The sequence below is a fragment of the Niabella aurantiaca DSM 17617 genome (assembly GCF_000374125.1).
In the GTDB taxonomy this organism is placed as follows: Bacteria; Bacteroidota; Bacteroidia; order Chitinophagales; family Chitinophagaceae; genus Niabella; species Niabella aurantiaca.
Genome location: NZ_KB893645.1, coordinates 227,044 through 242,275 on the forward strand (window position 1 = coordinate 227,044; position 15,232 = coordinate 242,275).

Sequence of the window (15,232 nt, forward strand, 5' to 3'; positions counted from 1 at the left end):
TGATAGCCCCATAGGGGTGATATATTGGTAATTATGATCATCGACACACATATACATATCTGGGATACGACAAAATCATCCTACGGCTGGTTGTCCGGCGCGCCGGAACTATTGAAACGTACATATGCGATCGGCGAGCTGGATGCAGCAAGAAAAGCGGCTGGCATTAGTGCTGGTATCTTTGTACAGGCAGATGTGCAGATGGAGGATTCCTTCCATATGCTGGATGTAGCCCGGAGCACAGACTGGATCAAAGGTGTGGTGAGCTGGTTGCCGCTGGCCGATACGGAACGTACGGTAGCCCTGCTGGAACAGCGGCTGTTGAAGGACGAATACTTTGCAGGCGTACGCCACCTCATTCATGATGAAAACGATCCGCAATGGTTATTGCAGCCCGCAGTGATCGCAAGCCTGAAAGTACTGGCGGCTCGTAATATTCCGTATGATGTGGTGGGGGTGCTGCCGGAACATATTGAAACTATTTTAAAAGTGGCGGAACAGGTTCCTGAACTACGTATGGTTTTTGACCATCTGAATGCCCCTCCCATTAGCAGCGGCACACGTTATGGACAATGGGGCACATTGATGCAGGAGGCTGCAAAGAATAAAAATATATATGCGAAAATATCCGGGCTGGGAACGGTAGCGGGCACTGAAAAGTTTACTGTGGATCGGCTGAAACCTTATATTGAATTTGTCCTGGAACATTTCGGCGCCGATCGTTGTTTTTGCGGTGGTGACTGGCCGGTATCCTTACTGGCAGGGGATTATGTGTACACCTGGGATGTTTATAAAAAAGTATGGTCGTCATTGCTGGCGGCTGAAGCACTGGAGAACGTGTACGCCGGCAATGCGATCCGATTTTACAACCTGAAGCTGGATCAGTCTTAAAAATGCAATTATTCAACGGCATATTTTTCCACGGGGTAGGTGCTTCATCTGCGGCACTGTGCTATACACCCGAAAAAAAAGTACGGGGCTGGTCCTGGCAAACATATTGGCTGGCACAGGCGGCCGTTTGCTGGCTGATCCTGCCGGTGGTGGTAGCCCTGATCACAGTGCCGTCCCTGGATGTGGTTTTACAGGAAGCGCCGCGGACAGCCATGATCCGGTCCTTCCTGCTGGGTATGGCCTATGGCGTTGGCGGAACAGCATTTGGCATGGCCATTCGTTACATTGGCTTTTCACTGACCTACGCGGTCTCCGTCGGGTTGTCCTGTGTGCTGGGCACATTGGTCCCGCCGGTAATGGACGGTTCCATCAGCACGGTGATAAAAGGCACCGGGGGAAACTGGATCCTTACCGGGGTTTTTCTGGGTGCGGTGGGAATTGCTTTTTGCGGGGTTGCCGGCCGGATGAAAGAAAAAGAAAACAGCGCGGCCACGCAGGGCTATTCTTTTAAGAAAGGGCTGCCCTTGTGTATATTGGCCGGTATCCTCTCCGCTTTTTATGGTTTTGCCATCAATGCGGGGAAGCCCGTTTCGGATCTTGCTGCCGCGCATGGAGCAGGAAATTTCCAGGTGAATGCGGTATATATTTTCTCCAATTCAGGTGCTTTTCTAACCACACTGGTTTACTCATTGTACCTGCATCGGAAAAACCGCACATTCGGGGAATACAGACGTGCAGCGGTGCCGGGAGCACTAACCACCAATTATTTGATGGCCACACTTACCGGTTTTTTTTGGTACGGACAGTTTTTTTTCTATGGGCTCGGGCATGTAAACCTGGGCAGGTACGAGTTTTCCAGCTGGGCCATACACATGATCCTGCTGGTGCTGTTCAGCGCGATAGTCGGAATGGTACTGAAGGAATGGAAGTTTACAAAAGCACGCACCAGGCGGGTGTTGGCAGGGGCGCTGCTGGTCTTGCTGCTTTCCGTAATACTGTTAACCTATGGTAATTATAAAGGAGGATCCTGATATGAATGACCAGGCGATTGGTATATGTATAATTGGAGCGGGGGGTATTGTAAATGATGCGCACCTGCCGGCGTACCGGATGGCGGGTTTTCATGTAAAAGGCATTGTAAACCGCAACAAACAAAAGGCGGAGGCGCTTGCTGCAAAATTTTCCATCCCGCGGGTATACGATTCGCTGGAAGCAATGGTAGCAGATCAGGATGAACAGGTGATCTATGATTATGCGCTGCCCGCCTCGGAAACGGTGGGGGTATTGCGGCAGCTGCCCGATGGCGCGGCCGTGCTGATCCAAAAACCCCTGGGCGAAAGCATTGAAGAAGCGAGGGCCATACGGGAAACGGCACACGCAAAAAAAATGCTGGCAGGTGTCAACTTCCAGCTTCGTTTTGCACCCTTTGTCCTCGAAGCAAAAAAAATGATCAGCGCGGGACAGATCGGTACGCTTACCGATATAGAGATTTATGTGAATGTGTATACACCCTGGAACCTCTGGTCGTTCCTGTTTGAAAAGCCGCGCATGGAGATCAATTACCATAGCGTTCATTATATAGATCTGATACGGTCCTTTCTTGGAAATCCGGCTGGTGTATATGCCAAAACATACAAGCACCCCGATTCTTTACAACTGGCTTCTGTTAAAAGTACCATCATTATGGATTACGGCAACTTCATCAGGGCCACTATCCATACCAATCACCATCATGATTTTGGGTATCAGCACCAGGAATCCTATATAAAAATAGAGGGTACCGGGGGCGCTGTTAAAATGAGCCTGGGTGTGCTGATCAATTACCCGCATGGCATTCCCGATACATTTGAATATATAACAGCCGTTCCGGGGGAAGTCCCCGAATGGCGGTCAAAGAAAATAGACGGCTCCTGGTTTCCCCATGCCTTCATTGGTACCATGGAGCAGATGATCCGGGCAAAGAAAGGGCTCATCGAAATGCCTGAAAACAATATTGATGATGCTTTCGATACGATGAGATGCGTGGAAGCTGCTTACATCAGCAGCGAACGGGGAGGGGTTTTATTGTCCTCTGTATAATAAACCCGCAGTCAATCTTATTGTACGGGCTCCTGTGCACCTGTCCGGCGGGTCTTTGCCAGCCGAAACCCTGCAGCAGCTGCGGATGAGCCATCTGCCCCGGGGCAGTCCTCATAAACCGGACACAGGCGGTGGTGATGGAACTGACCAAAAACCCGGGGAAATCATATAAGCGATGAAGTACAGAATGCATAAACGGATGAGAGGGGTATTAACGATTATTTTGCTGGTGGCCACCGTGCCGTTATCTGCCCTGGCCGCAAAGGAAAAAGTCACCATCGGGATTTCGTCAAATGCGACGGAACGGGTGAAGTATGGCGCAGCGCAATTGAAAAGCGGGCTTATAGCGGCAGGCTATGAAACAAGGCTTACTGCATCCGCAGAACCGGTAAGCGGCACCTGGATCCGCCTGTCTACTTCCGGCAAAGGCAAAAAGGAAAGCTTTTCCATTGAAGCAAAGGACAACCAGGTACTGATAACAGGAGCTGATGCCACCGGAACCCTGTATGGATGTCTGGAGTTGGCGGACCGTATTAAAACGAACGGTACCCTTCCGGGAACGCTGTCATTCTCCGATGCTCCTGAAATGGTGCTGCGCGGGGAATGCATCGGTATTCAGAAGCCCTATTACCTGCCCGGGCACAATGTGTATGAATATCCCTATACGCCCCAGACCTTCCCCTGGCTGTATGACAAAAAATTATGGATGCAGGTGCTGGATTCGATGGTGCACAACCGGATGAATTCATTATACCTCTGGAACGGGCATCCCTTTGCATCGCTGGTAAGGCTGAAGGATTATCCTTATGCAGTGGAGGTGGATGAAGCTACTTTTAAAAAAAACGAAGAAATGTACCGCTTCCTGACCACGGAAGCAGATAAGCGTGGCATCTGGGTGATACAGATGTTTTACAATATTATTGTATCAAAGCCTTTTGCAGAAAAGAACCACCTGAAAACACAGGAACGCGAGCGGCCGATCATTCCCCTGATTGCGGATTATACCCGTAAGTCGATCGCGGCCTTTGTAGAAAAGTATCCCAATGTAGGGCTGATGGTTTGCCTGGGTGAAGCGATGGAAGGAGTGGGCAATGACGATATCGAGTGGTTTACAAAAACCATCATTCCCGGTGTACGGGATGGTATGAAGGCGCTGGGCATCAAAGAAGAACCGCCGATCGTATTGCGTGCGCATGATACCGACGCCCCTTCTGTAATGAAAGCAGCGCTACCCCTGTATAAGAATTTATATACCGAAGCAAAGTTCAATGGTGAAGCATTGACGATGCCCAGACCAAGAGGTGAATGGGCAAGGCTCCACCAGACATTGAGCCGGCTGGGGAGTGTGCACATTGCCAATGTACATATCCTGGCCAACCTGGAGCCATTCCGTTACGGATCGCCGGATTTTATTCAGCAAAGTGTAGCGGGAATGAATGAAGTGCTGGGTGCCCACGGATTGCATCTGTACCCGGAATCATCGTATTGGGACTGGCCCTATAGCGCCGACCGTATCAATGGAGGAAAGCGCCTGTTGCAGATAGAGCGCGACTGGATCTGGTATAAGGCCTGGGGCCGGTATGCGTGGCAATCGAAACGCAGCCGCAGGGAGGAGATCCGTTACTGGAGCAGGTTGATGGGCGACCAGTTCGGAGTTGGCAAAGAAGAAGGTGCCGCCATTTTGCAGGCTTACGAAGCAATGGGCCAGATCGCTCCCAAGCTGTTGCGACGCTTTGGCATTACAGATGGCAACCGCCAAACGCTGACCTTGGGGATGCTGATGACGCAGCTGATCAATCCCTACCGATATGGCCTGTTTACCCTGTTGTATGAAGGGGAGAGTCCGGAAGGCGAAATGCTGATCGATTATGCCGATAAGGAATGGAAGGGCATTGCCCATCATGGAGAAACACCGGTACAGGTGGCACATGAAGTGCGGGCGCATGGCGATGCTGCAGTAGCGGCTTTGAAGACGATCGGGCGGGTGACAAAAAACAAGGACGAGTTTGCGCGCATTGAAAACGATGCGGCCTGCTACCGGGCCCTTGCCTATCATTATGCGGCAAAAGCTGAAGCGGCCCTATGGGTGTTGCGGTATAAATATTCGGACGATATAAACGACCTTGAAAAAGCATTGCCTTTATTAAAGGAGAGTATGAACTGGTACCGGAAGCTGGTGGACCTTACGAAGGGTACTTATCTCTATGCCAACAGTATGCAAACCAAACAGCGGAAGATCCCCATCCGTGGGGTGGACGGCACTTTTAAAACATGGGAGGAAGTGCTGGTCCCGTTTGAGCAGGAGCTGAAAGTGTTTCAACACAGGCTGGATTCCTTAAAAAAGAACCCGCAGGAAAATGCCGTGCAGGTAAAGGCCTACACGGCTGCCAAAATAATGAACAAGGACAAGCCGGTAGCGGCATTTGTGATCGACAGCCTGGTGCAACCTTTTTCGGATACCGCCTGGGCCATCAGGTCCTACGCGCCCGAACTGAAGGGGTTGAAGGGGCTGAAGCTTTCTTATAAAGCACAGCTGCAAAATGGAACATTCTATACGTTCAGCAATACCCGCCCCGTAAAAGTGCTGGTAGGCTTTTTCCAACCGCAGAAGGCGGCCTTTTCGAAAGATACGCTTTACCTGAAGGCGCCCGAACTGGAAACGAATGCGCTGGCCAACGATTATGGCCAGGCAGAAACCAAGATCGCCAATGCGCTGGTGATACCCGGTATGCCGCAATTAAATGTGCATATGTACGAATTTAAGCCGGGCATCAATACGCTTAAGCTCGGCAAAGGAGTAGCCATCGTATTGGGATTTATAGAAGGCAGTCAACCCATAAAAGTTTACGATGCAGGCTTGTATGAAAGTGGCAATAGAAAGCAGGTGGACTGGCTGTTTGAGTAAAATGATACCTCCGGCTGGTGTCCGCACGGGCCGGATGATAAAATAAAGACCATGAACAATATTAAATTCTATATGAAAAAAGCTTTTTTACTGTGCTGCCTGGCTGTTGCCGGAAGCTGGATATCGGCGCAGTCCTATTTTGACATAACCCGCTTCGGCGCCAAAAAGGACAGCAGCGCCAAAGCAACGGCAGCGATCGCAAAAGCCATTAAGGCGGCATCTGCGGCCGGAGGGGGAACGGTGTACTTTCCTGCAGGAAAATACCTTACCGGTCCCATTCATTTAAAAAGCAACATCACCCTGCTGATCGATGCCGGCGCCGAACTGCATTTCAGTGATGACTTCGATGATTACCTGCCCATGGTGGAAAGCCGGTACGAAGGGGTGGATGTGACCAGTTTTTCCCCGTTGTTTTATGCCAACGGGGTGGAGAATATTGCCATAACCGGGAGAGGCACCCTTTATGGTCATGGTAAGAAATGGTGGGATTTTGTTGAAGGATATAAAGAAGGGCAACCGCGTTCCAAATGGCAGCTGGAGTTTGACCGGTTGAACAAGAATATTCTTTTGCCGGATGATCCGAAGCAAATGAAACGCGGATTTTTGCGACCACCCTTTATCCAGTTCATGCATAGTAAGAATATCCTGATCCAGGGGATCACGATACGCAATTCACCGTTCTGGACCATCAACCCGCAGTTTTGCGATAATGTAACGGTGCACGCTGTTACCATCATCAACCCCGGCCGGAATGCACCCAATACCGACGGTATCAATCCCGAAAGCTGCCGCAATGTGCACATCAGCGATTGCCATATCAGCGTGGGTGATGACTGCATTACTATTAAATCGGGAAAAGATGCCCCCGGGCGTGCAAAAGCCCGGCCGGCCGAGAATTATACGATCACGAATTGTACCATGCTCAGCGGGCATGGGGGGGTGGTGATCGGCAGCGAGATGAGCGGCGGCGTTAAAAAGATCGCGATCAGTAACTGTATTTTTGATGGTACCGACCGTGGCATCCGCATTAAAACGACCCGTGGCAGGGGCGGCGTGGTGGAAGATATACGGGTAAGCAATATTGTGATGAAGAATATAGGGCAGCAGGCCATTGTGCTGGATATGGAGTATGCAAAGGCTCCGGAAGAACCGGTGTCTGAGCGGACGCCCCGTTTCCGGAACATCCGGTTGAGCAATATCACTGCTTATACCAAAGAAGCAATGTATGTGAACGGACTAAAGGAAATGCCGGTGTCAGAGATCAGTCTGAATGATGTGGTCTTTGAGGCCGAGCGGGGCATTACCCTGAAAAATGCTGCGGATATTTCATTCAGTAATGTGCGGGTGAATACGCAAACCGGGCCGGCATTAAAAGCAGATGCCACAGAACGGCTCACGATCCTTAATTTTGAGGCGGCCCGGCTTCCGGCGGACGTTCCGCTGCTGCGGTTAAATGATGTGAAAGGCGCACGCATCCAGGATTGCTGGCCGTTTGACAGGGCACAGCAATTTGCCGAGATCACGGGAGCGGAAACGGAGCATCTTCTGTTTGAGGATAACGTGGTAACCAATGAGCAGATCAGGCTGGGTAGTGAAGTGAAAAAAGAGGCGGTAAAGATGGATTAGTATTTTCCGCAGATAGCGCGGATTGCCTCAGAGACCAGCGGGTGAAAATTTTACGCGACGCTACAGATCGGCTTTTACCGGATCATTATTTATTTAATATAAGCAAATGAAGAAGTATAAGGGTATTTTATTGTTGACGGCGCTCTTTTTGGGAATATCAGTAACCCGGTCACAGGATCTGAAACTTTGGTACGACCGGCCCGCGGCCGAATGGGTAGAAGCATTGCCCATCGGGAATGGTCGTTTGGGAGCCATGGTTTTCGGAGGCGTGGCCGATGACCGGATCCAGTTCAATGAAGAAACACTGTGGTCCGGAGGACCGCGCGATTATAACCGGAAGGGAGCGTATAAATACCTCGATTCGATAAGAGGTTTATTGTTTGCCGGTAAACAAAGACAAGCCGAAGATCTGGCCGGCCGGGAATTTTTGGGACTGAAATCAGCCGAAGGCGACCGCGCCGCCTGGACCACAAAGATGAAGGCTATTCTGAAACAAAAGAATAATCCCTCCGGGGCAAGCTATAACGACCGCGATTGGAAACGGATTCATGTGCCCAACTATGACGGCTGGGAAAAAGAAGGGATTGGAGAACTGGATGGTGCCGTATGGTTCCGCACCGGCTTTGAGCTGCCCGCAGGTTGGAAGGGTAAGTCGTTGGAGCTGGATCTGAACAAGATCGCTGAGCAGGATATCACTTTTGTAAACGGCGTTAAGGTAGGCGCACAGAACAACGGAGAGGCGCGCATATACAACGTGCCGGCCACCGCATTAAAGGCGGGTAAAAACAATATTGCCATCCTGGTGCTGAATGTTGCCGGAAAAGGCGGGATCCTTGGGTATAAGGATACCAGTAGGCCCATTGGTATTTATCCCGCCGGAAAACCGGAAGAAAAATTATCACTGAACGGTCAGTGGAAGTATTGGATCCAATCTGACAAAGTGCCCGCGGTAGGAGAGTACCAGGCCCGTTATCAGCCTTTTGGCGATGTGCATTTTTATTTTGATGTGGATGCGTCATCAGTTACGGAATACCGGCGCACACTGAACCTGGAAGATGCGGAGTTGACCACCTCTTATAAGAGCGGCGGCACAAGGTTTAAGCGCACATATATTGCCAGTGTACCCGATCAGGTGATCGCGGTAAACCTTACGGCCGACAAAGCCGGGGCGATCAGCTTTGAAACGGCACTTTCCAGTCCGCACCGGAGTTATACTCTGAAACAAACGGACCCCCATACCGTGGCGCTTCATGTACAGGTAAAGGACGGGGCCTTGTTTGGAGACAGCTATGTGCGGGTGACAACGAAGAACGGAAATATTGCTGTAAAAGACAACCGGCTTGTGGTACGCAATGCCGATGAAGCAACCGTATGGATAACGGCAGCGACCAATTACCGCAACTATAAAGATGTGTCCGGGCAACCTGCTGCGCTTTGTAAAGCGGCATTGCAAAAAATAGGGCAAAAGGCTTTTGCCGCGGTACTGCACGATCATATAAAAGAATACCAGCAATATTTTCATACGCTTTCCCTGGATTTTTACAACAAGTCGATACCGACGGATAACACACAGTTGTCCACGGACCAGCGGCTGGCGCAGTTCTCCCGTTCCGGGGATCCGGGGTTTGTAGCACTGTACCTCCAGTACGGGCGATACCTGCTTATCAGCAGTTCGCGGCCGGGAACCTATCCGGCGAATTTGCAGGGCATCTGGAACGACCTGTTGTCCCCACCCTGGGGCAGCAAGTACACAACGAATATCAATGCGGAGATGAACTACTGGCCGGCAGAATTGCTGGGACTGTCGCCCCTGCACAGCGCATTTTTTAAGATGACGCAGGAAGTGGCTGCGTCCGGGCGCAAAACGGCAAAAGAATATTACAATGCTCCCGGCTGGGTATTGCACCACAATACTGATCTCTGGCGGGGCACCGCACCCATCAATGCCTCCAATCACGGCATCTGGGTTACGGGGGGCGCCTGGTTCTGCGAGCATCTTTGGGAACATTACCTGTTTACAAAAGACGAACGCTTTTTAAAAGACACTGCTTATCCCATTATGAAGGACGCAGCGTTGTTCTTTAATACCTTCCTGATCAAAGACCCGGTGAGCGGTTACCTCATCAGCACCCCTTCCAACTCGCCCGAACAGGGCGGACTGGTAGCGGGCCCCACGATGGACCACCAGATCATCCGTGCCCTGTTCCAAAATACCATCGAAGCATCCAAGATCCTGGGCAGGGATGCTGCATTCAGGAAAGAGCTTGAAGATAAATATTCCCGGATCGTACCCAATAAGATCGGGCGTTATGGCCAGTTGCAGGAATGGATGCAGGATGTGGATGATACCACCAACAAGCACCGTCATGTATCGCATCTTTGGGGTGTTTATCCCGGAAATGAGATCAACTGGGAAAAAACGCCGGACCTGATGAAAGCCGCCCGCCAGTCGCTGATCTATCGCGGCGATGCCGCCACGGGCTGGAGCCTGGGCTGGAAGATCAACCTGTGGGCGCGCTTCAAAGACGGCAATCATACCTACAAACTGATCCAGATGTTGCTGAGCCCGGCGGGGAGAGGCGCCGGCAGCTATCCCAATTTATTTGATGCGCATCCACCGTTCCAGATCGATGGCAATTTCGGCGGAGCCGCCGGTATTGGCGAAATGCTGCTGCAGTCCCATACCGGTTTTATCGATATTCTCCCGGCCTTGCCGGATGCATTGCCCGGTGGCCGGATCAATGGCATTCATGCACGCGGAGGACTGATACTGGATCTGAAATGGGAAAACAAACAGCTGACAGCACTTACCATAAAGGCCGTTGCGGATGGCAAAGTCACCCTGCGCTACAATGGTGTGGTGCTGCCTTTTGCATTTAAAAAAGGGAAAAGCTATAAAATTGCCCTTGATCTTAAAAGCGTGGAGGCGTTATAACGATCCATGAATGCTCATTGGCGGGTGCGATCCGCACCCATCAATGTGAATTATTTTCACTGCCGGGGCTGACCCTGAAATCTGTTCATAGAAGATTGTCGTTCCGAACTCCCGGGACGAGCGGTCAGACAGGTGTTTCAGCATCTATTGGCAATCCGGTGCCGCATTGGATGCTGAAAATGATCCCGGATTTCCGGCACCACATGAACCCGGCCGGCTTCCTGCCTTGCCGGTTAATGACCCGCAGCCCAACGGCTTTAAAAAAGATCCCGAAGCGATTGTTTTGAAGAATACCGGCCGGGGCAATGAGTGCCGTTGCGGGATAGGGAGCGGGCCTGCTTGAAACACCGGCGGCAATGTAAAGGCTGCTGGCAAAAAATCATTGCAGCATATTCACGATATCTTTCTCCCGGCTTTGTGGAACGACTTTAAGCGCCGTCAGTTTGCCGTTCTTTAAAATACCAGCTACCGTTGTTTGTCCGGGTGCGTGCAGCTTAAAGGATACATCCCATTCCTTTGGCCAGGCCGGAAAGAGGTAGAGCTTGTCATCAACGGCCTGCAACAGCATTTCCTGCAGGCCGATCATACCGGAGCCGCCCCAGTTATGATCGGGTACCCAATCATAGCCCGGCCCCCAGAAGGCAGGAAAGCGACGGCCGCTGTCCTGCAGTTTTAAGATCGTCAGCCGTTTGGCCTCCTTCGTTAATCCAAGCCGGGCGGCAAAAATATTGTCCTGCTTCCAACCCACATGACTTCTGAACTTCAGGGCGAAACTGTCCAGCTGGTAGGTATTGATGGCCGTATCCAACCCGGGCCTGCCCACGCCGAAAATACCCCAGGGGAAAACAGGATAAAGCATCGCCGATTCGGTATTGTTCACCCGCGCCCAAACCCGGGCCGGCGCGATGGTGGTTTTGCCGTGATACTGCATATAGGGGATCGGCGGGATCCGTTTCAGGAACTCCCCGAAATAATTTCTTTCTTCAGCGGTTAAATAAACCGGGGCCGACAATAATTTCCGGATCACCGTTTTTAAAGCGGCAATGGTAGAGCTGGCGTTGTACGCCATTTTGAACGTTTCGGCGCCAGACCCCGGGTATAATACCAGGTGACCGTCCTGGTCCAGTACTTTATTGCCTCTTTTTTGGGCCAGGTACCGGTAGTGCTCATCAAAGAAAATAAGACAGCTCTTGATCAGCGGAAGATAGGGGTCTATGTTCGCTCCTTCATAGTTGCGGGTTTCGAGGATCATCATACAAAATTCGAGTACCGTGTCCCATTCATATTCCAGCCAGGCATTGTATTCCATGCCCGGGTCAAATCCCCCGGGGCGTTTCCAGCCATATTCGGTAGGGTTGGGTAATCCGAAATTTTCGATCTGCTCGTTAAAATTGGCACCCTTATGATTCCAGTAAAGGCTGCTGCGCAATGTTGCCGTTTGCAATAACCGGTTATAAAAATCAAACTGCGGCTTCATCATATCCGCGTCCCCGCTTTTGAGCATAGGCCAGTACACCAGGCGCTGGTTCTGAGCGGTAAAAGTGCCACCACCCCAGTTGCGATGATCCGGTGTGCCGTTGATACTGCTGTCGGTAAACAGGGGATCAACTGTGAAGAGGCCGCCATTGAATTTTGTAGGGTAAGCGCCGTAGGCATTGGCCGCGAGGAGATACCGGAAGAGCTGGTAATTGCGCCCTACCTGCCAGGCGGTGTCTGCAGGAGTTTTTTTATCCGGACGGATACAGATATAGCTCCGGTTCCAGAATTGCCGCCACCACTGCTCCGTAGCCGCCCGGTCTGCTTTTGCTGCCCGGCTTTTCAGAGCCAGGTGTTGCAGCTCCTTCAGCCAGGTATTCAGGCTGCCGGTTTGGTTGTTGTGTAAAACAACCCGCAGCTCATGGTACTTTTGGGCCTTGCGGCTTTTCAGGTACCAGCTCTTAAAAGGCGTGGCCGTATAAACGCCGTTACCCGTCCTTTCTTTGATAAAGCCTGCTCCTTCAACAATGCCTCCGGATGTAAGCCGTCTGAGCGGATTGAACAGCTGTTGTTTGACGGTGGCCAGCTTTTGTTGTGTTACAGCGGCATCAAATACTGTGGAGTCCGTATTGCGGTGAAAAAAAAGGATGCGGTTGTCATCGAAGCGAACGGAATCTTTTTTGGTCATCACTTTTACATGGCCGGCCCATTTCCAGGAATTGGCATTGTTTTCTTTGCCCTTCTGCGGCCGGTCGGCAAACCGCCAGTTCTCATAGATGGCTTCGGCAGTAACCGGAACGGAACCGTTGATCTCTATATGGATTACCGGCTGGGAAACGGAAACCCAAACCCGCAGCTCTGCGGCCCCGTTTTTGTTTTTTGTCCGGATGACGGCAACTCCCTTTTGGAGGTCCAGTTCCTGCCGGAAAGAGCCGTTTGCAAAAAGATCAGGATATAACCGGATCCGGAGGCGCCCCCCTTTTAACAGGGTATTGTTCTCATCAAAGGCGCCGCTGCGGGAAAAATAGAGCAGCACCTCGTTGTTTTCCACCCATAGGTTGGTGCCGATGGAACCACCGCCTACGGGCATGGATCCCGAGGCGTTTTTACTCTGGCTGTTCCAGGTGATGTTATAGTCTTTTATAGCAGGCTGCGCGACACTCCTGTGCGGGAAGAAAAAAAGAAAAACAGTACAGATAAGGAACCGGAGCATACTATATAATTGTTGTTTTTACAATTATAAAATTAAAGAGAAATGTCTTTCGGGCCATGCAGATGGCTTGATTTTCACAAATTACCGGAATTTACCGGGAAACGGCGGAGGGGCAGGGGCCGGCCCTGCAAAAGGATTGCGGCGAATGCGGGAGCGCTGTTTTCCCCGTGGCCGGCCATACGGGAAAACAGGGTGCAGGCCGCCCGCTCAAAGGTATTGCTGCCGCCGGTGATCACAAATATGCCCCTAAACTTGACGGAAAGCCAAAAGTTTATTATTATTGATCTGGTTTTTGTCGCAGCTGTATGGAACAAACAGAAAATAAACAAGGGTCCTTTAAAAATATCTGGTATGGCATCGGGCGTAAGCGGATCGAGATCCCCTACCCGGTGCTGCGGGATAAGATCCTGAAGGACCCGCTGCTGACGAGCCTGTATATTTCCAGCCTGGGGTTCTATCCCAATGCAAAAGCGCACTTTACCAAGCGGAAAAAAGGGCTTCCCGGTGATATGCTGTTTTATTGTGTGGATGGCCACGGTTTTTTTGAGTATAAGGGAGAGCGGTTTGATGTGGGCCCCAATGAGTTCTTTATACTGCCCTGTAATGAAGCGCATGCATACGGGTCTATCGAGAGGGATCCCTGGAGCATTTACTGGATCCACTTTGGAGGTATGAACCTTCCGTATTTTAACGAGATGAACGCGGTAAAGGACAGTTTTAAACCTACCCGCGTAAAGGACAACGGGGAGATCCCGGCGCTTTTTAATAAAATGTATGCGGCACTGGAGTTGGGTTACAGCGCGGATAACCTGTATTTTGCCAACCTGGGATTGCGGCAGTTCTTTTCCTATTTTATCTACAACAGCAGGCATTATCCCATTGTTGAAAAGAAGGAGCTGGACGCAGTGGACAGCGCCATTTTATACATGCAGGAGCGTTTGCAGGAAAGCATTACATTAAAGGACCTGAGTCGGCATTCCAACTATTCGGTGTCGCGCTTTTCCAATCTGTTCAAGCAAAAGACCGGTTATGCCCCGATGGATTACTTCATGCAGATGAAGATCCAGCAGGCCTGCCAGCTGCTCGATTTTACAGATAAGGCCATTAAAGATGTGGCCATCACCATGGGTTTTGACGATCCTTATTATTTTTCGAAGCGGTTCAAACAGGTGATCGGGATGCCCCCATTGAAATACAGGGCGATTAAAAAAGATTAAAAAGTTTATGAGAAAATTCAGCGCAGTCGTATTCCTGATCGTGTTAGCCATGGTCTCCTGTGCCCGCAAAAGCACGCCCGCAAAGAGCCATTCCGGCATGGATGTCCTTACTTTCATGTCGTACAACGTGCATCACTGTAACCCGCCTTCCAAACCGGGTGTTATCGATGTAGATGCGGTGGTGAATGTGATTAAACGGGAGCACCCGGATGTGGTAGCCTTACAGGAGATCGATGTGAACACCGGCCGCTCCGGAAAGATCAACCAGGCCGCCTTATTATCGGAAAAGACCGGCTATCATTCTTTTCATTTTTCAAAGTCCATCGACCACGATGGCGGCGATTACGGCATCATGATCCTTTCGAAATATCCGTTGTCGGATGCGGAAACGCATAAACTGCCCACCGACCCGGCCACCGGTGGAGAGCCCCGGGTATTGTCGTTGGCTACCGTGACACTGCCTGGCGGAAAAAAAATAAGGATTGCATCCACACACCTGGATTTTCATGGAAAAACCAACAGCAAATTGCAGATGACCGAAGTGAACAGGATCCTTGCAGATGAAAAGTTGCCGGTGATCATTGGAGGCGACTTTAATGCGACCGAAAAGAGCGCGACCATCCAACTGCTGGATCAGGCCTTTACCCGCACCTGCAAAAACTGTGCATTCACAATCGCAGAAGGCAAGGAAAAGCAGGCCATCGACTTTATCGCCTACAAACCCGGCAGCGCATTTTCGGTGCTTTTGCACCGGGTAGTGGATGAAGATTATGCGTCCGATCACCGGCCGGTACAGGCGGTTCTAAAAATAAATTTTTAATAAAGGCACTGGCCGGTATATATTATCCGTTGCGGAACGGATGCTCTTGTTGTACGTGTTATCTTTGTAT

The 15,232-nt window shown here is 50.9% G+C and carries 9 protein-coding genes; 8 read left to right on the forward strand and 1 reads right to left on the reverse strand.

Translation table 11 applies throughout. The features are described from left to right. Nucleotides 1-33 precede the first annotated feature (33 nt). From B160_RS0122235 to B160_RS0122265, 6 genes are all read left to right on the forward strand, one after another. On the forward strand, nt 34-891 hold the full coding sequence (locus tag B160_RS0122235) for an amidohydrolase family protein (RefSeq protein ID WP_018630151.1): 858 nt from the start codon (nt 34-36) through the stop codon (nt 889-891). A 2-nt stretch (nt 892-893) separates the two neighbouring features. Next, on the forward strand, nt 894-1,922 hold the full coding sequence (locus B160_RS0122240; protein WP_018630152.1) for an L-rhamnose/proton symporter RhaT: 1,029 nt from the start codon (nt 894-896) through the stop codon (nt 1,920-1,922). After that, complete coding sequence (locus tag B160_RS0122245) at nt 1,897-2,970, forward strand: Gfo/Idh/MocA family protein (RefSeq protein ID WP_026309947.1); 1,074 nt, start codon at nt 1,897-1,899, stop codon at nt 2,968-2,970. The genes B160_RS0122240 and B160_RS0122245 overlap by 26 nt, the downstream gene beginning before the upstream one ends. Before the next feature lie 175 nt (nt 2,971-3,145). Further along, the gene (locus tag B160_RS0122255) at nt 3,146-5,875 is read left to right on the forward strand and encodes an alpha-d-galacturonidase (RefSeq protein WP_245562262.1); all 2,730 of its coding nucleotides are present in this window, start codon (nt 3,146-3,148) and stop codon (nt 5,873-5,875) included. Nucleotides 5,876-5,926: 51 nt separating this feature from the next. After that, entirely contained in the window at nt 5,927-7,501 is a 1,575-nt protein-coding gene (locus B160_RS0122260) for a glycoside hydrolase family 28 protein (RefSeq protein WP_018630156.1), read from the forward strand. A gap of 106 nt (nt 7,502-7,607) precedes the next feature. Further along, a complete protein-coding gene (locus B160_RS0122265; protein WP_018630157.1) occupies nt 7,608-10,436 on the forward strand; it encodes a glycoside hydrolase family 95 protein in 2,829 nt (942 codons plus the stop codon). 379 nt (nt 10,437-10,815) lie between these two features. Here B160_RS0122265 and B160_RS0122275 read toward each other — a convergent pair whose 3' ends face one another. After that, complete coding sequence (locus B160_RS0122275; RefSeq protein ID WP_018630159.1) at nt 10,816-13,125, reverse strand: DUF5703 domain-containing protein; 2,310 nt, start codon at nt 13,123-13,125, stop codon at nt 10,816-10,818. A gap of 305 nt (nt 13,126-13,430) precedes the next feature. Here B160_RS0122275 and B160_RS0122285 point away from each other — a divergent pair, with 305 nt between their 5' ends. Continuing rightward, on the forward strand, nt 13,431-14,342 hold the full coding sequence (locus B160_RS0122285) for an AraC family transcriptional regulator (RefSeq protein ID WP_018630161.1): 912 nt from the start codon (nt 13,431-13,433) through the stop codon (nt 14,340-14,342). Between the two features lie 7 nt (nt 14,343-14,349). Beyond that, a complete protein-coding gene (locus B160_RS0122290) occupies nt 14,350-15,162 on the forward strand; it encodes an endonuclease/exonuclease/phosphatase family protein (RefSeq protein ID WP_018630162.1) in 813 nt (270 codons plus the stop codon). Nucleotides 15,163-15,232: the final 70 nt, after the last annotated feature.

Bases quoted from the DNA above. Each gene is read 5' to 3' on its own strand.
- B160_RS0122235 (WP_018630151.1), top strand. From the start codon at position 34: ATGATCATCGACACACATATACATATCTGGGATACGACAAAATCATCC.
- B160_RS0122240 (WP_018630152.1), top strand. From the start codon at position 894: ATGCAATTATTCAACGGCATATTTTTCCACGGGGTAGGTGCTTCATCT.
- B160_RS0122245 (WP_026309947.1), top strand. From the start codon at position 1,897: ATGGTAATTATAAAGGAGGATCCTGATATGAATGACCAGGCGATTGGT.
- B160_RS0122255 (WP_245562262.1), top strand. From the start codon at position 3,146: ATGAAGTACAGAATGCATAAACGGATGAGAGGGGTATTAACGATTATT.
- B160_RS0122260 (WP_018630156.1), top strand. From the start codon at position 5,927: ATGAACAATATTAAATTCTATATGAAAAAAGCTTTTTTACTGTGCTGC.
- B160_RS0122265 (WP_018630157.1), top strand. From the start codon at position 7,608: ATGAAGAAGTATAAGGGTATTTTATTGTTGACGGCGCTCTTTTTGGGA.
- B160_RS0122275 (WP_018630159.1), bottom strand. From the start codon at position 13,125: ATGCTCCGGTTCCTTATCTGTACTGTTTTTCTTTTTTTCTTCCCGCAC.
- B160_RS0122285 (WP_018630161.1), top strand. From the start codon at position 13,431: ATGGAACAAACAGAAAATAAACAAGGGTCCTTTAAAAATATCTGGTAT.
- B160_RS0122290 (WP_018630162.1), top strand. From the start codon at position 14,350: ATGAGAAAATTCAGCGCAGTCGTATTCCTGATCGTGTTAGCCATGGTC.